The sequence below is a fragment of the Spectribacter acetivorans genome (assembly GCF_031846305.1).
GTDB lineage: Bacteria > Pseudomonadota > Gammaproteobacteria > Nevskiales > Salinisphaeraceae > Spectribacter > Spectribacter acetivorans.
The window spans coordinates 1-19,584 of sequence record NZ_JAVRHY010000017.1; the positions used below are offsets into that span (position 1 = coordinate 1).

Below are 19,584 nucleotides of genomic sequence, written 5' to 3' on the forward strand. Positions count from 1 at the left end.
TGGGATTCCCGGAATCCCGTCGCGCCATTGCCGGGGGCGGCAACGTGGCCCCGTTGTTGTGGTCGAAGTCACGCAAGCTGCTACATTCCGGAATCATGAAGCTCGCAGTCACCCTTGTTGTGGCCACCCTGATCGCGGCGCCCGCCGGCGCCGAGGTCTACCGGTGGGTGGACGATCAGGGCGTGACCCATTACAGCGATCAGCCGGTCAAGGGCGCCAGCAAGCCCGACCTGCCCCGGTTGCAGTCGATGCAGGCGCCGGCCGCAGTCGCCGCGGATAAGAAGAAAGGCGCAACCACCGACGGCGATGCCGGCAGACTCAACCTGGTGCGACCCGGCACCGACGAGACCTTCCGCGACGCCCGTGGCCTGGTGCCGGTGCAGGTGGAGCTGGAGCGCGATCTGGCCGAGGGCGAAACCCTGCAGTACGTGCTCGACGGCGAACCGGTCCGGGGCACGGACGGGCGCCGTACCAGCCTCCAGCTACAGGGCGTGCCCCGCGGTACCCACGCCATCAGCGCGGTGATTCTGCAGGGCGAGGAACCGGTCGCCCGTAGCCAGGCGGTGACCTTCCACATGAAGCCCCCGTCAGCGCTGTCCCCGGCCAATCGCCAGGACGCCGATGCCGGCGCACCGACCTCGCCGGGCAGTACCGGTGCCGCCGGTGCGCCCGCGGCACCTCGCCTGGGTGGTGGCCCCTGACCCGATACTGCTAGTGCCTCGGCAGACCTGCCGGTTATGCACTAATATGGTGCGACGCGGCCCGTCGATCGTCGGTATCACGCCGTTTCCCGGCTGGCCCCGCTTTTGCTTGCGGATGAACCATGAGCGTGCCCGTGTCGTACCAAGCCCCGTCTGCCGACATCATGTTCGACAATCTCGCCACGGCGGTGATCTGCCTGGACGAGGACTTGCGGGTGTGGGCAATCAACCCGGCGGCGGAAGTGCTGTTCGGCGTCAGCGCGCGCCACAGCCGCGGGCTGCGCATCGACCGGGCCATCGTCGCCCTGGCCTGCCAGCGCGAGCGGCTGGAACAGGCCCTGAGCGAGGGCGCGGCCTACACCGAGCGTGAGCTGCGGCTGCCCCATAGTGGCAGCGGGGACGGCGTCACGGTCGATTGCACCGTCACCCCCTTTTCCCACGGGGACCAGCCGGCGCTGGCGCTGGAGTTCCTGGCGCTGGATCGTCATCTGCGCATTTCCCGCGATGACCAGATGCGCAACCAGAATCTGGCCAACCGCGAAATGCTCCGGGGACTGGCGCACGAGATCAAGAATCCGCTCGGCGGCCTGCGCGGGGCGGCCCAGTTGCTGGAACGCGAAATCGCCGATCGCGACCTGAGCGATTACACCGGCGTGATCATCCGCGAGGCCGACCGCCTGCAGAATCTGGTCGACGGGATGCTGGGGCCGCGGCAGCCGCCGGATCTGGTGGACCTGAACATCCACGAAGCACTCGAGCATGTACGCCGCCTGCTGGCGGCCGATCTGCCGCCGGGCGTGACCCTCACCCGCGATTACGATCCCAGCCTGCCGCGGCTGCGGGCGGACCGGGAGCAACTGATCCAGGTGTTGTTCAACCTGATCGGCAACGCCGCCCAGGCGGTGGGCGAGGCCGGCGGTATCCTGCTGCGCACCCGGGCCCAGCGGCTGTTCACCATCGGCGGCCATCAGCACCGGCTGGTGATCCGCATCGACGTGGCCGACGACGGCCCCGGCATCACCGAGGATCTGCTGCCCCGCATTTTCCTGCCGATGGTGACCTCGCGTGCCGAGGGCACCGGCATGGGCCTGCCCATCGCCCAGTACCTGGTGCATCTACACGGGGGCATTATCGAGTGCGAATCCCGCCCCGGTGACACCACGTTTTCGGTTTTCCTGCCCCTGGAGACGGCCGATGAATGAGCGGCCCCTCAGTACCTGGGTGGTGGATGACGACGATTCCATCCGCTGGGTGCTGGAACGCGCCCTGACCGGTGCCGGCATTGCCACCCGCAGTTTCGCCGGCGGTATCGAACTGCTGGAAGCCCTGGCCACCGAGCAGCCGGACGTCCTGATCACGGACGTACGCATGCCGGGTATCGACGGGCTGGAGCTGCTGGAGCGGGTATGCGAGTCCCATCCCGCGCTGCCCATCATCATCATCACCGCCCATTCCGACCTGGACAGTGCCGTTTCCGCCTATCGCGGTGGGGCCTTCGAGTATCTGCCCAAGCCGTTTGATCTGGACGAGGCGGTGGACCTGGTGCGTCGCGCCGCGGCCGCCTCGGACGATGGCGGCGCCCAGCTGCGGCCCGCGGTGGACGGCGGCCACGCCATCATCGGCGAGGCACCGGCCATGCAGGAGGTGTTTCGCGCCATCGGCCGGCTGTCCGGCTCCAATATCACGGTGATGGTTACCGGCGAGTCCGGCACCGGCAAGGAGCTGGTGGCCCAGGCGTTGCACGAACACAGTCCGCGGGCCGCCCAGCCGTTCATCGCCGTGAACACCGCCGCCATTCCCAAGGACCTGATGGAATCGGAGTTCTTCGGCCACGAAAAGGGCGCGTTCACCGGCGCGGCCGGCCAGCGGCGCGGTCGCTTCGAGCAGGCCAATGGCGGCACCCTGTTCCTGGACGAGATCGGCGACATGCCGCCGGAACTGCAGACGCGGCTGTTGCGAGTGCTGCAGGACGGCCAGTTCTATCGCGTGGGTGGCCACAGCGCCATCTCCGTGGACGTGCGCATTATCGCCGCCACCCACCAGGATCTGGAAAAGGAGGTCGCCCGCGGCGCCTTTCGCGAAGACCTCTTTCATCGCCTGAACGTGATCCGGCTGCGGGTGCCGCCGTTGCGCGAGCGCCGTGAGGATATCGTCCTGTTACTGGATTTCTTCCTCGATCGCGCCGCCCGCGAACTCGATGCGGAAATCAAGCACCTGCACCCCGACGCGACCGAGTTTCTCACCGCCTTGGACTGGCCCGGCAATGTGCGGCAACTGGAAAATCTCTGCCGCTGGCTGACCGTGATGGCGCCGGGCCGGGAGGTGATGCTGGACGACCTGCCCGACGAACTGCGTGGCGCGGAAACCGCCACCCAGGCGCACACGGGCAATGGCAGCACCACCGAAACGGGCAGCGGACCCTGGGATGAGCAGCTGGCCCGGTGGGCCCAGCGGCGCCTGGCCGAGGGCGGCGACCACATTCTCGATGAAGCGCTACCCAGCTTCGAGCGGGTGATGATCCGCACCGCCCTGGCGAGAACCGGCGGTCACCGGCAGGAAGCGGCCCGGCTGCTGGGCTGGGGCCGCAATACCCTGACTCGCAAGATCAAGGAACTGAACATGGAGCTGTGACCGGGGCGTCGATGCGGTATCCCGGCGCGCGAGCGGGATCAGAGATTCCTCAGCAACCAGCGTCCGGCCTCGGCTCCGGCCGCCTCCAGCCAGTGTTCCGCCTCGCGCTGAGCGCTTTCCGCATTTCCGGCGAGATCGGTCAGCGCCCACTGGGCCCGGAAGCGTTCGGCCAGCGGCCCGCGGGCCCGGGCCTCGATATCACCCGCCACCAGCAGCGCCGGCAGTTGCCGACCTGCGGCCAGCTCGGCGACGGCGACGGGCAGCTTACCGTGCAGGGTCTGCCGGTCGGCCCGGCCCTCCCCCGTCAGGACAGCCGCCGCCCCGGCCAGCAACGGCTCCATCCCGGCCAGCGTGAGCATCGCCGGCGCGCCGGCAACCAGGTCGCCGCCCAGACAGGCCAGGGCGAACCCGAGCCCGCCGGCGGCCCCGGCCCCGGGTTGCTCGCCGATCGCGACCGCATCGAGCTGTCGGGCCACGTGATCCAGGCCCCGTTCCACCTCGCGCAGCATCGGCGGCGTCAACCCCTTCTGCGGCCCGTACACCCGGGTGGCGCCGCGCGGCCCGCCCAGCGGATTATCGACATCGCAGAGCACGGTCAGCGACAGATCGGCCGGCAGGGCGGGGGCCGTGACCTTCGGACACCCGCACAGACCGGCGAGGTCCGGGGTGACCGGATCTCCTGCCGGGTCCTCGGCCTGCCCGCCCAGGGCCAGCAGCAGGCCCAGGCCCCCGTCGTTGCAGGCGCTGCCGCCCAGCGACACCGCGATCCGCCGATACCCCGCCGCCAGCAGCTGCTGCAGCAACTGACCGAGGCCGGCGCTGCCGCGCTCGGCGAGTGGCGGCCGGCCGCCGGCATCGATCAGGCCCAGACCCAGCACCTCCGCCGATTCCACGAACGCCCCGTCCGGGCCCAGATCCAGCCAGCGCGCATTCACCGGCCGGCCGTGCACGCCCCGGACCGCGGCGTGATGCAATCGGGCATCGGGTCGGGCCGCGGCCACGCAATCCAGACTTCCCTCGCCGCCGTCGGCCAGGCCCAGGCAATGGGTGTCGAATTCGCCCACGCGCTGCATCCCCGCCGCCAGGGATGCCGCCACGGCCGACGCCGGCAGGCAGCCCTTGAAGCTGTCCGGAGCAATCACGATGCGCATGGGGTGGTCGGGCACGCCGGTGGGGGAAACCCCGATTCTGCCCCGCCCGCCCCGGCGCGGCCAGCCGGGTCGCGGCGGGGCCCCGACCGGTCTGTATAATCGGAGCCAGCCGCGATAAAACAATCCCGGGCATCAGGGTCGCCCCGGACACGTCGCGGTGGGGGAACGCATGGTCGGGAATCCCGCACACGAACAGGAACAGCGCATGCTTGTGGTGGGCGCCGAACTCGATGCGGCCCGCTCGATCATGGATATGCTCGGCTTTCTCAAGCGCCGTCCGGCATTCGTGACCTTCGACGATCTGGCCGACGAGCTCGAGACCGAGTCGCTGCCGTTCTCCGCCGCGACCCTGGTATCCGACGGCCGTGTGGGGCTGGGCGAGCATCAGTCGGCGATCGACGGCCTGGCCGCGCGGCTGCCCACCCTGCTGGTGCTGGATTATCCCCGCGGCGACGGCGACGACAGTTACCGGCACGGCAAGGCAGCCGGGTTCGCCAGTTGCATGCACGCGCCGATCGCACTCAATCAGCTGCGTTTCGAGCTGGACCGGCTGCCTGCCCCGCGCGGCAACGGCCGGGCGGTTCGCCGTACCCGGCCGCAGCATACCCTGGTGGGCCAGAGCTATCCCATGCGCCGGGTCCGGCAGCTGATCGAACGGGTGGCGGCCACCGATGCCAGCGTGCTGATCCTGGGTGAATCCGGCACCGGGAAGGAACTGGTGGCCCGCGAAGTCCACCGCACCTCTAACCGCGCCGCCGGGGCCTTCGTGCCGCTCAACTGCGGCGCCATTCCCCGCGATCTGCTGGAGTCGGAGCTGTTCGGCCACGAAAAGGGCGCCTTCACCGGTGCGATCACCGCCCGACCCGGCCGCTTCGAGATGGCCGAGGGCGGCACCCTGTTCCTGGACGAGATCGGGGACATGAGCCTGGACATGCAGGTGAAGGTGCTGCGGGTGCTGCAGGAGCAGACGTTCGAACGGGTGGGCAGCAACAAGACCCTGACTGCCGACGTACGCATTCTGGCCGCCACCCATCGCAACCTGGAAGCCGAGATCGAGCGCGGCAATTTCCGCGAGGACCTCTACTACCGGCTCAACGTCTTCCCCATCGAGGTGCCGCCGCTGCGGGACCGCCCCGAGGATGTCGAGCCCATCGTGGGCAGCATCCTCGCGCGGCTGGAGGCCGAGGACGGCATCAGCCTGGATTTCACCGACCAGGCCCTGGTGGCGCTGGCCTCCTACCGCTGGCCGGGCAACGTCCGTGAACTGGGCAACATCGTCGAACGTCTGCGCATCCTCTACCCCGACGAGCGGCTGGATATCGACCGCCTGCCGAGCCGCATCCTCGGGGCGGACAACGTCGTGCTCACCTCCGGGGATGATATCCGCAACATGGAGCGGGCGCCGGGCGATGTCATCAACGGCGTGCGTCTGACGTCGGCGGGGGTGGATCTGCGCGCCCTGACCACCCGCCTGGAGGTGCGCCTGATCACCCAGGCCCTGTCGCTTAATGACGGGGTGGTGGCCCGGGCGGCCAAGATGCTGGGCCTGCGCCGGACCACGCTGGTCGAGAAGATGCGCAAGTACGACATCAGCAGCGACTAGCGACATTCGCCGGGCCGCCACCCGAGGGTGATGGCCGGCCGGCATGCCGGTGCGGGCTAGCCCGGACCCGCTTTGATCGACCGCCTGTATTCCGTCGCCTCCGGGTCAAACCGCCATCAAACCGTCGGACAGGACCTGCATGACCCGTCGGGAATTTGACGAGCCTGCCCGGCGTAAATTCCAACTTATTGATTTCATGAACTAAAAAAATCGGCATACCGATTGCTCCCTTCACTGCGTCGGCCGAAACCGCGGCCGGCGTCGAAGGAGCAATCGGACATGACGCAAAGCCAGACTTCACTGCCCACCGCACACGATCCGACATCGGGCGTGGTGCCGCGTGCCGTGAGCCTGCTCCGTCGCCATGCCGACGGCCGGCCCCCGCAGTTGACCGCTGCCGCCCGCCGCCAGCTCGAGGCGCATGCCTGGGCCAGTGAGGCGGCGCTGGAGCGCTGCCTGCAGCGCGCCCTGGTGCTATGCGATGGCCGCGCCATCGAGCCTCGCCATCTGGGGCTGTCCGGCTCGGCCGCCGATCATCTGCGCCGGGAGCAGCGGCGCATTCTCAACAGCCTGCGCGCCGCCCGCGGTCTGCGCCGTGACGCCGCTGCGCGCCTGGGCATCGCCCCGCGTGTACTGCGTCTGAAGCTCGCCGAGCTCAAGGCACAGGGCATCGGCCTGCCCGCGTTCGCGCCGGACGAGGCGGAGCTCCGCCATGAATAACCACTGGACGACCGCCAGTCCGGACCCGGTCCAGGTGATCGCGGTGGCTGGTGCCGGCAATGGCATCGGCCGGACCAGCGTGGCGGTGAATCTGGCCGGGGCGCTGGCCAATCGCGGCCACCGCACCATGCTGCTGGACGGGGACCCGGCGCTGGCCGATGTGGCTTCCGCCCTCGATCTGCAGCCGCGTTACGGCCTGGCCGATGTGGTTGCCGGCAGTTGCGAGCTGGCCAGCATTCTTCTGGATGGCCCGTCGGGTCTGCGGGTGGTGCCTGCCAGCACCGATCGGGGCGGCGTCACCACGCTGAGCGCCGCGCAGAGCCGTGGCCTGATCAGCGCTTTCAGCGATCTCGACGAAACCCCGGACGTGCTGGTGGTGGATACCGCCGCCGGCGCCGGGACTGCCACCCGCCAGTTCGTCCAGGCCGCCGGCGAAGTACTGGTGGTGGTTGGCGGTGAACCGGCCGGACTGCGACACACCCGGGACCTGATTCGTGCCCTGGGCGGCCGCGCCGGCCACAACCGGTTCCGGATTCTGGTCAACCGCGCGGACGACGGTCCCGGTACCGAGCTGGGCGAGCGCCTGGCCCGGCTGACCGAGGCCGAGGCCGACGTGGCGCTGCATTACGTCGGCGCGATTCCCGAGGACCCGCTGATCGAACGTGCCCGGTCGCTGGGTCTACCAGTGGTGAACGCATTCGCCCACAGCCCGGCCAGCCGCGCCTATAAGCGCCTGGCCCGGCGCATCGACTCCTGGGCGCCGCCACCGCGGCATCGCGGCGGCGTCGCTTTCTTCATCGAGCGGATGCTCCGCTCCAACCAGCCCATGCAATGCCAGGCCTCGACCTGAACCAATCCGACGAGGGACTCATGAAAACAGCCAATGCCATGTACGCGCCTGCGCAACAGTCCAACCCGCTGGTCGCCGAGCACATCGATCTGGTCAAGCGGATCGCCTATCGGCTGGTCAGCCGGCTGCCCGACTCGGTCCAGGTGGAAGACCTGATCCAGGCCGGCATGCTCGGCCTGCTGGAGGCGCACGAGCGCTACCGCGACGGTGAAGGCGCCAGCTTCTCCACCTTTGCCGGCATCCGCATCCGCGGCGCCATGCTCGACGAGATCCGTCGCGGCGACTGGACCCCGCGGTCCGTACACCGCGCCGCCCGTGCCGTGGCCGAGGCCCAGAGCACGGTGGAATCCCGCTGCGGCCGGGCCGCCGGCGAATGGGAAATCGCCGCCGAGATGGGCGTGAGCATGGCCGATCTGCGGCGCACGGTCAGCGACGCCTCGAGCGCCTATCTGACCAGCCTCGATGATGCCGGTCCCGACGACACCACCGCCGAAGTGCCCGCTGGGGACGCGACCAGTCCGCAGCAGCGCTTCGAGCAGGAAAGCCTGTATCGGGCGGTGGTGGACGCCAGCGACACCCTGCCAGAGCGCGAGCGCCTGCTGATGACGCTCTACTACGACCAGGACCTCAATCTGCGCCAGATCGCCGAGCGGCTGGGGGTGTCCGAATCCCGCGCCTGCCAGTTGCACGGTCGTGCCATTGCCCGGGTGCGCGAGCGCCTGATGGCCTGGGCGGCCTGAATTTCCAGTCGACGCTTCTCCTCCAATCCGTTTCTCCCTCCTCCTCGGGCCGCGCAAGCGGCCCTTTTTTTGCGCTTCGTCCCGCCGCGGGGTGCTATGGTTACGGTTGACCGTTTTCCAGGGGGAATGACAGGCGCGCGAGTCCCGTACCGGCACGCGCCGCCGCAGCCGGGCCCATGCCGACCGGCTCGGGGATTCGCACGGCGACTGTGTCCAGTCTCGATGCACTACTTTGCCTACGGTTCCAACATGCTCACGGCGCGGCTGCGTCAGCGCGTTCGCGGTGCGCGTCCGCTGGGGCCGGCGCGGCTCAAGGGTCATGCCCTGCGTTTTCACATGAATGGCGGGGATGGGTCCGGCAAGTGCAATGCCTTTGCCACCGGGCGGCCGTCGGATGTGGTCCACGGCGTCATCTTCGAGATCGACGATCGCCGCCTGCGCAAGCTGCATGCGGCGGAGGGCCCGGGCTACGAGTTCATCCAGGTTCAGGTGGAAACCGACAACGGCAGCCTGCCCGCCGGCACCTACCGTGCGCGCAACGCGTGGCTGGACGATGCCATGGCCCCCTATACCTGGTATCAGGCGTTCGTGGTGGCCGGCGGCCGCGAGCACGGGCTGCCCGGCGAGTACATCGCCCAGATCGAGAACATGTTCGCGCGCCGCGACGCCAATATCTGGCGGGCCTTCCGCAACCGGATGGTGCTGCGCCGGGCCTAATCCGGGTTCGCGTCCGGCGGGCGATGCTCGCGCCGGTTGATCGGATAGCTGTGGGTGGGCCCGACGAAGGGCTGGATCAGCATCCGGTCCAGGCGTTCCCATTTCTGGTCGCGGAACAGGTTGATGCCGATGGTCATGCCGTCGTGCCCGTCGCGCGGTTGCGGCTGGTAGGTGCCCAGCAGCCGATCCCACCAGGGCAGATTGAAGCCGAAGTTGGAGTTGGTCTCGTCCGGGTGCCAGGAATGGTGCACCCGGTGCATGTCCGGCGTGACCACCACCCAGCGAAGCAGCCGGTCGAGGCGCGGGGGCAGCGACACGTTGCCGTGATTGAATAGCGAGGTGGCGTTGAGCAGCACCTCGAAGATCAGCACCGCCACCGGCGGGGCGCCCAGCGCCGCCACCATCGCGATCTTCAGCGCCATCGACAGCACGATCTCGATCGGGTGAAAGCGCAGGCCGGTGGTGGTATCGAAGGCCAGATCCGCATGGTGCATCCGGTGCAACCGCCACAGCCCCGGCACCGCGTGGAACAGCACGTGCTGCAGGTAGATCACGAAGTCCAGCAGGACCACGGCCGCCAGGATGGCCAGCCACCCGGGTACGTCGAACACGTTGAACAGACCCCAGCCGCCTTCCCGGGCCAGCAGGGCAACCCCGACCGCCGCCGCCGGAAACAGCAGCCGGACGATCACGGTGTCGAGGGCCACGATGCCGAGGTTGCCGGACCAGCGCAGCAGGCGCGGGATGTCGTCGCGGCGCCTCGGCGAGGCGAACTCCCAGACGACCATGACGGCGAGCACGCCGCCAAACACGCCCAGGCGGATCCAGGGTTCGAACTGCATCATCGCGTCGATCATTGGTCCATTCTAGTCCGTTACGGCCAGATACGGACCGGGGTAGGCGGCCGATGCGTGCGCGCAGGCATATCCTTTCGCGGGTTGCCGTCGCATAATCGCGCCGCCTGATTTTCACTCGAACAAGCAACGTCATGCTGATTGCCGCGCTGGCTGTCCTGGCCGGGTTGATACTGCTGGTGTGGAGCGCCGATCGGTTCGTCACCGGGGCCGCGGCGGCGGCCGGTCACGTCGGGGTGCCGCCGCTGCTGATCGGCATGGTGATCGTGGGCTTCGGGACCTCGGCGCCGGAAATGGTGGTGTCGGCGCTGGCCAGCGCCCAGGGCAATCCGGGCATCGCGCTGGGCAATGCCTATGGTTCGAACATCACCAATATCGCGCTGATCCTGGGGCTGACCGCCGTGATCGCCCCGATTGCGGTGCACTCCCAGGTGCTCCGGCGCGAGCTGCCGCTGCTCGGGGCGGTGACGCTGCTGGCGGCCTGGCAGCTGTGGGACGGCGCGCTTTCCCGGCTGGATGCCGTGGCGCTGCTGGCGGCGTTCGCGCTTGTCATGGCCTGGACCATTTATCAGGGCCTGCGCGACCGCGACGACCCGCTGGCCGCCGACATGACCCGGGAGCTGCAGGCCACCGCCATGCCGCCGGGCCGGGCGCTGTTCTGGCTGGCGCTGGGATTGGTGCTGCTGGTGGCGGCCTCGCGGGTGCTGGTCTGGGGCGCGGTGACGATCGCCCAGGGTTTCGGCGTGAGTGATCTGATCATCGGGCTGACCATCGTGGCGGTGGGCACGTCGCTGCCGGAGCTGGCGTCGTCATTGATCGCCGCCCGCAAGGGCGAGCACGACATCGCCCTGGGCAACATCGTGGGCTCCAACCTGTTCAACACCCTGGCGGTGGTGGGCATTGCCGGCAGCATCCACCCGATGGCGGTGGAGCCTGGGGTGCTCGGCCGCGACGTGCTGGTGATGGCGGCGTTGACCGCAATCCTGTTCGTCTTCTGCCTGGGGCGGCGCGGCACCGGGCGCATCAATCGCTGGGAGGGCGCGGCGCTGCTGGGCGCCTACGCCGGTTACCTGGGCTGGCTGATCGGCGGGGTGATCTGAGCCGTTCGACGGTGTCGAGCTGACGCCTTGTCAGTAAGCGCCGGTCACGCGTGACAACAGTGTCGGCTGTGGCCGGCCGGCGCGCAGGGCGCGGATGAAGCGGCCCAGGGCTGCCTCGGCTTCCGGCAGCCCGTCGCGGCGGTGGGGCGTGGTGTGGGCAGCGTAGTGGTCCAGCCGCTCCAGGAACCGGCCGATGTCGTTGAGGCTGGGGCCGGTCAGGCTGGTCTGGGCGCCCACGCCCATGTTGACCACGGCCCGGGCATTCAGACGCTGTTCCACCACGTCCTCGGGCATGGTCAGGACCGGCTTGCCCAGGAACACGGCTTCGCTGAGCAGCTGGTTGCCGGCGGTGCTGATCACCCCCTTGCAGCCGGCCAGGTCGGCGACAAAGCCCTCGTTGGCGGGGGGCTTGAAGTGCAGATTGCCCTCCTGCCCGCGGCGCGGTACCCCGTAGACGATGACCTGCTCCCCGCAGGCACGCAGTGCGGTGTCCAGTGCAGTGGTGTACTGGTGTTCGCCCTTGTTGAGATAGGCCAGCAGATAGTCACCGCGCTCGGGCCGGATGTTGCGCACGGCGTCGCGCAGGATCGGCCCTACCACCTCGACCCCCGCCGTACGGGGCCTGGCCGGGTAGAAACTCGATACCAGCACCCGGTCCGGGTCGCCCATGAACAGGCGGTAACCCAGGGCATCGCGCATGCCGCGCCAGCGGTCCTCGGGGGCGAAATCGCAGTGGCAGAAGGCCATGATGCCCACGTGATCGAAGCTGATGCGGGGGATGCCGTGGTGACGGGCGAAACGATGGGTCCAGGTCTCGGAGTCGGAGATCACCAGATCCGGCGCGAAAGCCGCCAGCCGCTGCCAAACCGCCCGAGTCTGCGGCCCGGCCGCGAGCAGATCCGCTGTCAGACCGGCGTTGCGGGCCATGGTCAGGGGCGCGGACAGCCGGCCCTGATCGTCATACTGGTAGCCGATCACCGGCAGGGTTTCGCAGGGAAAGCGTTCGTGCAGGGCCGGGTAGGCGTCGGCGCCGGCGAATACCTTCACGTCGTGGCGTTGCATCAACCCCGGCAGCACTGCCGATGTGCGCATCGCGTGACCGCGACCGTAACCCATCACCCCGTAGGCAATCCGCATGGTCATCTCCGGTTCATAATCGCCCGGACAGCGTAGGGGGCGCATGTGACGCTGCGGTGACGGCGCCCTGGTTACGCCGTGGCCAGGGCTTCCACCTCGACCAGCAGGTCCCGCCGGCACAGGTCGGCCTGGCGGCAGGTCCAGGTTAGCCTGGTCGGCAGCTGCGCGGCCAGAACCGTTTTCACGAGCTCGATATCGGCCGGGTCACGCAGATAGATGATCAGGTGTTCCAGCGTTGCCAGCCCCTTGCCGGCGAACGGCGCGCCGGCGGTTTCCAGCAGCGTGGCCACGTTGGCCAGCGACTCGTTCAGCTGGGCGGCCACGTCGCCGGGATGCTGGGTCTCGTGGCCGAGAATGCTGGCGGTGCCGGAGATGAACAGCTGGGTCTTTGCCGCCGGCCAGACCATGCGGGCGGCGCGGGCGAAGGCCGGGCGGCTCGGCCCGTAGCGGCGGGGGTAGTCGTAGGCGCGGATCTGCCGCGGGTTTTCCAGCGGCTGCGGGGGTATCCGGGTGAGCAGGCATTGCAGGTGCAGCCCCGGCAACTGGCTGCCCACCACGGTGGCCGCGGGCATCCGGTCGAGCAGCGAAGGATGATCCCGCAGCACCTCGAGCCGGCCCTGGCAGAAGCGCTTGTAGCGCTCCGTATCCCCTTCGCCGGCGTTGATGTCGGACAGGTAATGCCACACCCGCAGCAGATGGGGAAAGGCCAGTGCCTCGCGCAGTTCCAGCAACTGCCGGTAGACGCGACGGGCCAGGTCGGCCGCATCGGCGTCGCTTGCCGTGATCGACAGCGTGGCCAGACACACGGATTCGCTGGCAACGCAGGACCAGCCCGCGGTCTCACCGCGTTCCAGCGGGTTCGCGATGCGCCACTCGATGGCTGGATCGCCGGCCAGCCAGGGGACGATACCTGCCTCCGGCAGTGGCCGCTCGGGCGCCAGTTCGCCGGCGCCGCCCGCCGGCACCGACCACACGGGCGGTGGCGAAGCCGGGTTGCCCGATGGGTGATCCTGATTCACGAGTATGCGTTTCGCCTGACGGGGGAGCGGCGGCTGGCCTGCAGCCGTGCGGCCGCAATTCTAACCATGCGCCGGATTCGCTGCCATCCCGACCGGTGACAATCCGCGTCGGCTGGCGCAACATGACCCGCCGGGAAACCGGTCAAGGGGGAAGCATGATGAAATGGCTCGGACGAGGCCTGGCGCTGCTGGCGGGCGCCCTTATCGCGGCGCTGGTGTTTCTCTACATCGTATCGCCACAAACCGCCTATCAGCTCGCGCTGACGCTGGAGCGCGGCAACGCCGGCCTGGACGTCAGTGAGGTGTCGCTCGGCGATGTGACCCTGCCGGTGCTCGAAGGCGGCAGCGGACCGCCTCTGCTGCTGATCCACGGCTTCGGCGGCGACAAGGACAACTGGACCCGCCTGGCGGGTGAGCTGACCGATCACTTCCGCGTGATCGCCCCCGATCTGCCGCCGTTCGGTGAAGCGCCGACCGACCCCGATCGTGGCTATGGCTATGCCGCCCAGGTGGACCGCATCCACCAGCTCGTGCAGGCGATGGATCTGTCGCTGGTACACGTCGGCGGCAACTCGATGGGTGGCGCCATCGCCGGGGCCTATGCGGCCGCGCATCCGGAAACGGTCCGGTCGCTTTGGCTACTGGCACCCGCGGCGGTGGCCGACGCGCCGCCCAGCGAGCTGGACGAGCACGTGGCGGCGGGCGGCGAGAACCCGCTGCTGCCGGCCACACGCGAGCAATACTTCGAATTGATGGACTGGGTGTTTCACGAGCCGCCCTACATACCGGCCCCGGTCCAGTGGGTGCTGGCCCAGCAGGCGGTGGCGCAACGTGACCGGCGGTCGAGGGTGCTGGAACAGATTCACGCCGATCCGCTGGATCTGGCCGCGGCGCTGGACGGGGTGGGCGTGCCCACGCTGATTACCTGGGGCGAGCATGACCGCCTGCTTGCGGTCGGCGGTGCCCGAATCCTGGATCAGGCGCTGCCGGACAGCCAGTTGCACCTGATGCCGGCAACCGGCCATGTCCCCATGATCGAGCGGCCGGCGGCCACTGCCGCCGCCTTTCGCGAGTTTGCGGCCGGGCTGGAAAGACGCGGGGCCGAGTGACCGGTAATGCTCCGGCTGTTCAGGCTGAACGCCGCGTGTCCCGGCGGCGGTCGTAGCGCCACACGGTTTCCCGAGCCACAACCACCGGATGTAACGGCTCGTCGAGGCTGATGCAATCATTGCCGAGGGGCGCGAATCTGCTGGCCGGCGTGGCCCGGAACAGGCCCACCACCGGAATGCCTGCCGCGGCGGCCAGGTGCATGGGCCCACAGTCCGCGGACACGAACACGTCCAGCCGCGCCAGCAGTGCTGCGAGTTCCATCAGGTCTGTGGTGCTCACGGCCGCCTGATCCGCGTGAACGGGCAGGCCGCCAGGGGGCACGATTTCGATCAGCAGTGGCGGGTCGCCGCCGGCATGCAGCGCGGCACGCCATTGTTGCCACCACGCGTTCGGCAGTTGCTTGTTGCCCGTCGCGCGGGTGAAGAAACCGATCACGGGCCGGTTGGCAGGGATGCTGCCGAGTGCCCGCCGCAAACGGGTTTCGGCGCGTGCGCGGGTTGGCGCATCCGGGTACACGGCCAGTGTTGGTTGGCTGGCTGGCGCCCTGCCCGGCAATGCCGTCAGCAGATGCAGCAGTTGCAGGGCGCTATGTGACGCCACACTCGGCAGGGCGACCGCATGCGTCAGCCGCAGGCACTGATCGGGCCCGGCGAAACCCAGGCGGTGGCTTGCGCCGCACCCTGCCAGCAAGATGCGGTTGGTGGTGGAAAGGCTGTTGGCCTCCACCGCCAGGTCGTAGTGCAGGCGGCGCAGCTCGCGGATCAGCTTCAGCATCGCCCGGGGTGCGGCCCCACGGGCGGGCAGTTCATGAACGTGGCCGATACCCGGCAGGCTTTGAAGCAGACTGCCATGGACGCATCCCTTGATCACCACGTCGATACGCGCGTGCGGGTAACGGTCTGCCAGACCCTGCAGCAACGGGATGAGCAACAGCGTGTTGCCCAGCCGCGAATTGCTCTGGCAGACGAGAATCCGCCCGGGCGCAGGCAGGGGGCCGGTGCGCGGATGGGGCGTGCCACAACACCGGGTGATCCACCGGCTGATGCGTCGGCGCAGCGCCTGACGCAGCGGGCGGATCAGCGCCCGGATTCCGGTTGTTCGGGGCATGCCTTGCGAGATGGTTGGGCTATGGTGCAAGGCTGCCCGGGTGGTGGTTAAGTCAACGTTAAAACGTGATGGCAACTCGCGTGCCGCGATTCTCGTCCGATTGCAGTCGGATGTGCCAGCCGAAGCGTTCGCACAGGCGCCGGGTGATGTAGAGGCCGAATCCCGACCCCGCTGTCGCGCCGGCGTGGAAGGCGCGCTCGAGGGCACGTTCGCGAATCGGCTGCGGCATTCCGGGGCCATGGTCGGTGATCTCGAGACAGCGACCCCGCAGGCGCAGCACCACCGGTCCCGTCGGCGCGTGGCGCAGTGCGTTGCCGACGAGGTTTTGCACCACCGTGGCCACGGCCACCCGCGGCGCTGTCACCGCCAGCTCGTCATCCAGATCGAATTGCAGGCGCGTGGCGGCCTCTGGGGTGAAGGCAGCATCGGCTGCCACGGTGCGTGCGACCTCGTCCACCCGGGTGGTTTCGTCGCCTTGGTCCTCGCGTGCCAGCAGCAGGAGCGCGTCGGCGAGTTCGGACATCTGTCGGGCGGCGCGGAGAATGCGCTCGATCTGGGCACGGAGTGCGGGGTGGTCCGCAGTACGGGTCTCGAGTAGTTCCGCCGTGGTCAGGATTACGGCCAGCGGTGTGCGCAGTTCATGACTGGCATCGGTGGTGAAGTCGCGCTCGCGTTCGACCAGGCGTTCGATCCGTTCCAGATGCCGGTCCAGAGCGCTGGCGATGATGATCGTTTCGTCGGTATCGCATTCCGTGGCCAGCCGCTGCCCCTGCGTCTGCGCCGGCAGATTCTGCACGCAGTGGGCCAGCTGTGCGATTGGGGCGATGGTCAGGCGTGCGGCAATAATGCCGGCAGCGCCCGTCAACAGGAGCGCCAGGGCCACATTGACCCACAACAGCAGGCCGAAGACGTCTTCACGCCTTTCAATCGCCGTGATGTCGTAGGCCACGTAGAGCCAGCGCTCATTGAGCGGTCGGCGATACACGTGATAAGTACCCCCGCGCCAGCCGACTTCGTCATAGTGACCTGCCGGCGCCGCACGGATGGCTGCCGGCACCGTAGGGTCTTGTGCATTCTCGGCCACGAACATTTGCAGGGAGGACGTCCGCGGCAGGGCCACGTCTTCGCCGGCCAGCATGGCGCGCGCGATGGCATCGCCCTCCCGCTGGGTGATTTCCATGAGCACGCTGTCTTCCAGCCAGTCGGAGACGATGACGGTGGCAAGTGTGCCCAGCATCAGCACCGCGCCGACGATGATGACCAGCGCACGGACGAGGCGGAACTGGAGGCTTTTCCTCACCTGCGTGACGGCGATACGGGTGCGAGTCGATAACCCATTCCGGGCTGGGTTACCAGGGCCGGCCCGGGGCCGCATGCGTGAAGGCTGCGCCGCAGGGCGTGTATGTGCGTACGCAGGGCGTCGGAATCCGGCTGATCTTCGCCCCAGAGTTCACGCAGCAACCGCTGTCGGCTCACCGCCTGCGGGGATTCACGCATCAGGGCGGCCAGCAGCCGACGCCGAAGCGGCGTCATGCAAAGGCTGCAGCCGTTCAGCCTGGCCTGGCCGGCGTCCAGGTCCAGCACCAGACCGTCGACCCGTAACTCGCCGGCGGCACGCCGGCCGCGTCGCAGCAGAGCTGTTAACCGTGCCTGCAGTTCCGGCAGGGCGAACGGCTTGATCAGGTAGTCGTCTGCTCCGGCCTTGAATCCGGCCAGACGATCCTCCAGCCCATCGCGGGCGGTGAGCATGAGTATGGGCGTGGCATCGTGGCGTTCCTCGCGCAGCCGCCGGGTCAGCGTCAGGCCATCCATGCCGGGCAGCATCAAGTCGACCACGAGGGCATCGTAGGAATCGGTTAATCTGGTGTGCTCCCAGGCCCGGGGGCCGGTGTCCGCCCAGTCCACCGCCCACCCTTCGTCCTCCAGAAACTCGCAGATACTGGCAGCAAGATCGGCATTGTCCTCAATGATCAGCACTTTCATGTGTCCATGGACCGCAAAAGCCGGGCGATTACGTCTGTCCCGTGACCAATCCTGACGGAATCATGCCACGCTGGGTTGTTTACACCGACCTCGATGGCACCCTGCTCGATCATTATGATTACGGCTGGCAGGCCGCTGTCCCGGCGCTGACTGCGCTGGCCGTCCGAGACGTTCCGGTGGTGCCGGTGACCAGCAAGACTTTGGCCGAGATGCAAGTGCTGCGGACGCGGCTGGCCCCGAACACCCCTTTTGTGGTGGAAAACGGCGGCGCCGTGGCGGTGCCGACGGGTTATTTCGGCGCCGATCGGGGCACGGCCGTGGCGGGCGGTCTGTACGTCGAACGTCTGGGGCCGGGCTATGCTGACATTGTCGACGTCCTGATCGCGCTGCGAGCCGAGGGTTTCGCCTTTACCGGCTTTGCGGACATGGATGCAACGGCGGTTGCAGCCTGCACCGGCCTGGTGCAGGCCGATGCCGAACGGGCCCGTCAGCGGCTGTGTTCCGAGCCGTTGCTTTGGCAGGGTAGCGACGAGGCGCTGGCCGAGTTCCGAGTCCGGCTGGCCAATCACGGCCTGACCACGCGCCGCGGCGGGCGCTTCCTGCACGTGATGGGTCAGTGCGACAAGGGCGACGCATTGCGGCGGCTGCAGGCCCACTTCGGCGGTGAAACGGCACCGATCTCACTGGCGCTGGGCGACAGCCCCAACGATTTCGACATGCTCGTCGCCGCCGACCGCGGCGTGCTGGTGGCGCGGCCGGATGGCAGCCATGCCGCGCCGCCCGACCCGCCGGGTCTGGTGCATGCGCCGGGCATCGGCCCCGCCGGCTGGAACGCCGCGGTGCTAGATTGGCTGGCAGAGATTTTCGACAATGGGAACGACTAGATGGCGGATTTCCATCAGAACGGCATCATCACCACGCTCCACCGGCTGGGCGATCGCTCGCTGGAGTCGCTGGAAAACGAACTGGTGACCTTCGGCCGCCGCCGGCCCATGACTCTGGTGTTGCCTTGCCTGTACTCCGAGCTGGAGGGCACGGCCCTGCCCCGGATTGTCGAGGCGCTGAAGCAGGTGCCGTATCTGGAGGAAATCGTCATCGGCCTGGACGCCGCCGACGAGCGGCAGTTCGCCCACGCCCGCGAGTTCTTCGCCTGCCTGCCGCAGCGTCACCGCATCCTGTGGAATGACGGGCCGCGCATGCAGGCCATCCTGCAGCAGCTCTCCGACGAGGATCTGGCCCCCGCCCGGCCGGGCAAGGGGGCCAACGTGTGGCTGTGTCTGGGCTACTTCCTGGCCTCCGACCGCGGCCGGGCACTGGCGCTGCACGACTGCGACATCGAAAGCTACACCCGTGACCTCCCGGCCCGGCTGTTCTACCCCATCGTCCACCCCAACTTCGTGTTCAAGTTCGCGAAGGGCTACTACGCCCGGGTGGCAGACGGGCGCATGCACGGCCGGGTGGCGCGGCTGTTTGTCACCCCGCTGCTGCGGGCGCTGAGCAGCGTGGCCGGGCCGCTGGATTTTCTCGACTTCATGGACAGCTTCCGTTATCCGCTGGCCGGCGAATTCGCGATGAGCGCGGGGGTGGCGGAAACCATCCGCATTCCCGCCGACTGGGGGTTGGAAGTGGGCATTCTCGCCGAGGTTCACCGCCACTACACCGCCAACGCCGTGTGCCAGGTGGATATTGCCGAGACCTACGAGCACAAGCACCAGGAACTGTCGGCCGAGGATGCCAGCAAGGGCCTGGCCCGCATGAGCAGCGACATCGCCAAGGCGCTCTACCGCAAGCTGGCCACCCACGGCGTGGTGCTCACCCCCGAGACCATCCGCACGGTCAAGGCCATGTACCTGCGCAATGCGCTGGATTTCGTGGAACGCTTCTACTTCGATGCTCAGATCAACGGCCTGACGCTTGACCGGCACGCGGAGGAAAAGACCGTGGAAGTGTTCGTGGAAAGCATCATCAACGCGGGCGATCAGTTCCTGGCCAATCCGATGGAAGTGCCCTTCATCCCCACCTGGAACCGGGTGCGGGCCGCGATTCCCGGCCTGCCCGCGGCGATGTACGAGGCGGTGGAGGCGGACAACACGTGACCATGCTCCGTCTTTGACACCCATCGCGGGGTGTGATTAATTGCCGAGTGGGGGTGTCGACATCG

General features: G+C 68.4%; 19 protein-coding genes. 12 read left to right on the forward strand and 7 right to left on the reverse strand.

Going from position 1 to position 19,584, the window contains the following annotated elements:
* The 3 genes from RM531_RS13990 to glnG form a co-directional block, all read left to right on the forward strand.
* On the forward strand, positions 1–701 hold a 701-nt coding region (locus RM531_RS13990), incomplete at its 5' end, for a DUF4124 domain-containing protein (RefSeq protein WP_311660108.1).
* Positions 702–823: 122 nt separating this feature from the next.
* Positions 824–1,903, forward strand: a complete 1,080-nt coding sequence (gene glnL / locus RM531_RS13995; protein ID WP_311660110.1) for a nitrogen regulation protein NR(II) — start codon at positions 824–826, stop codon at positions 1,901–1,903.
* Positions 1,896–3,332, forward strand: coding sequence for a nitrogen regulation protein NR(I) (gene glnG, locus RM531_RS14000; RefSeq protein ID WP_311660112.1), 1,437 nt, complete (start codon positions 1,896–1,898; stop codon positions 3,330–3,332). The genes glnL and glnG overlap by 8 nt, the downstream gene beginning before the upstream one ends.
* A gap of 38 nt (positions 3,333–3,370) precedes the next feature.
* Here the strand turns inward: glnG and RM531_RS14005 are convergent, their stop codons facing one another.
* Positions 3,371–4,498, reverse strand: coding sequence for a glycerate kinase (locus RM531_RS14005; protein WP_311660114.1), 1,128 nt, complete (start codon positions 4,496–4,498; stop codon positions 3,371–3,373).
* Positions 4,499–4,652: 154 nt separating this feature from the next.
* On the opposite strand from RM531_RS14005, the gene RM531_RS14010 reads away from it, so the two are divergent.
* The 5 genes from RM531_RS14010 to RM531_RS14030 all read left to right on the forward strand — a co-directional run bounded on the left by RM531_RS14010 (position 4,653) and on the right by RM531_RS14030 (position 9,113).
* The gene (locus RM531_RS14010; RefSeq protein ID WP_311660116.1) at positions 4,653–6,086 is read left to right on the forward strand and encodes a sigma-54 interaction domain-containing protein; all 1,434 of its coding nucleotides are present in this window, start codon (positions 4,653–4,655) and stop codon (positions 6,084–6,086) included.
* Positions 6,087–6,365: 279 nt separating this feature from the next.
* Positions 6,366–6,806 carry a helix-turn-helix domain-containing protein gene (locus RM531_RS14015; RefSeq protein ID WP_311660118.1) on the forward strand — a complete coding sequence of 147 codons (441 nt, stop codon included), beginning with the start codon at positions 6,366–6,368 and terminating at the stop codon, positions 6,804–6,806.
* Positions 6,799–7,656: a MinD/ParA family ATP-binding protein gene (locus RM531_RS14020; RefSeq protein WP_311660120.1), complete on the forward strand. Its 858-nt coding sequence runs from the start codon at positions 6,799–6,801 to the stop codon at positions 7,654–7,656. Before RM531_RS14015 ends, RM531_RS14020 begins: the two co-directional genes overlap by 8 nt.
* Positions 7,657–7,676: 20 nt before the next feature.
* Positions 7,677–8,396 (forward strand): RNA polymerase sigma factor FliA, encoded by a 720-nt coding sequence (locus RM531_RS14025; RefSeq protein ID WP_311660121.1) that lies wholly within the window; start codon positions 7,677–7,679, stop codon positions 8,394–8,396.
* Positions 8,397–8,618: 222 nt separating this feature from the next.
* Positions 8,619–9,113, forward strand: a complete 495-nt coding sequence (locus RM531_RS14030) for a gamma-glutamylcyclotransferase family protein (protein ID WP_311660122.1) — start codon at positions 8,619–8,621, stop codon at positions 9,111–9,113.
* Here the strand turns inward: RM531_RS14030 and RM531_RS14035 are convergent.
* Positions 9,110–9,970, reverse strand: a complete 861-nt coding sequence (locus RM531_RS14035) for a sterol desaturase family protein (protein WP_311660123.1) — start codon at positions 9,968–9,970, stop codon at positions 9,110–9,112. The two genes, RM531_RS14030 and RM531_RS14035, sit on opposite strands and share 4 nt — an antisense overlap.
* Before the next feature lie 131 nt (positions 9,971–10,101).
* Between RM531_RS14035 and RM531_RS14040 the strand changes: the two genes are divergently transcribed.
* Positions 10,102–11,067 (forward strand): calcium/sodium antiporter, encoded by a 966-nt coding sequence (locus RM531_RS14040; protein WP_311660124.1) that lies wholly within the window; start codon positions 10,102–10,104, stop codon positions 11,065–11,067.
* Between the two features lie 30 nt (positions 11,068–11,097).
* On the opposite strand, the gene RM531_RS14045 is transcribed toward RM531_RS14040, so the two are convergent.
* Both RM531_RS14045 and RM531_RS14050 read right to left on the reverse strand, forming a co-directional pair.
* Positions 11,098–12,204, reverse strand: a complete 1,107-nt coding sequence (locus RM531_RS14045; protein WP_311660125.1) for a glycosyltransferase family protein — start codon at positions 12,202–12,204, stop codon at positions 11,098–11,100.
* 71 nt (positions 12,205–12,275) lie between these two features.
* Positions 12,276–13,223 carry a chorismate transformation FkbO/Hyg5 family protein gene (locus RM531_RS14050; RefSeq protein ID WP_311660127.1) on the reverse strand — a complete coding sequence of 316 codons (948 nt, stop codon included), beginning with the start codon at positions 13,221–13,223 and terminating at the stop codon, positions 12,276–12,278.
* Positions 13,224–13,378: 155 nt separating this feature from the next.
* Here RM531_RS14050 and RM531_RS14055 point away from each other — a divergent pair, with 155 nt between their 5' ends.
* A complete protein-coding gene (locus RM531_RS14055) occupies positions 13,379–14,332 on the forward strand; it encodes an alpha/beta fold hydrolase (protein ID WP_311660129.1) in 954 nt (317 codons plus the stop codon).
* Positions 14,333–14,351: 19 nt separating this feature from the next.
* On the opposite strand, the gene RM531_RS14060 is transcribed toward RM531_RS14055, so the two are convergent.
* Genes RM531_RS14060 through RM531_RS14070 form a run of 3 tightly spaced genes read right to left on the reverse strand, consistent with a single transcriptional unit; the run spans position 14,352 to position 17,423 of the window.
* Positions 14,352–15,440: a glycosyltransferase family 9 protein gene (locus RM531_RS14060; RefSeq protein ID WP_311660131.1), complete on the reverse strand. Its 1,089-nt coding sequence runs from the start codon at positions 15,438–15,440 to the stop codon at positions 14,352–14,354.
* A 58-nt stretch (positions 15,441–15,498) separates the two neighbouring features.
* Positions 15,499–16,740: a sensor histidine kinase gene (locus RM531_RS14065; RefSeq protein WP_311660133.1), complete on the reverse strand. Its 1,242-nt coding sequence runs from the start codon at positions 16,738–16,740 to the stop codon at positions 15,499–15,501.
* The gene (locus RM531_RS14070; protein WP_311660134.1) at positions 16,737–17,423 is read right to left on the reverse strand and encodes a response regulator transcription factor; all 687 of its coding nucleotides are present in this window, start codon (positions 17,421–17,423) and stop codon (positions 16,737–16,739) included. Before RM531_RS14070 ends, RM531_RS14065 begins: the two co-directional genes overlap by 4 nt.
* 62 nt (positions 17,424–17,485) lie before the next feature.
* On the opposite strand from RM531_RS14070, the gene RM531_RS14075 reads away from it, so the two are divergent.
* Complete coding sequence (locus RM531_RS14075; RefSeq protein ID WP_311660135.1) at positions 17,486–18,307, forward strand: HAD-IIB family hydrolase; 822 nt, start codon at positions 17,486–17,488, stop codon at positions 18,305–18,307.
* A complete protein-coding gene (locus RM531_RS14080; RefSeq protein ID WP_311660137.1) occupies positions 18,308–19,519 on the forward strand; it encodes a glycosyltransferase family protein in 1,212 nt (403 codons plus the stop codon). It begins immediately after the preceding gene.
* Positions 19,520–19,584 lie beyond the last annotated feature (65 nt).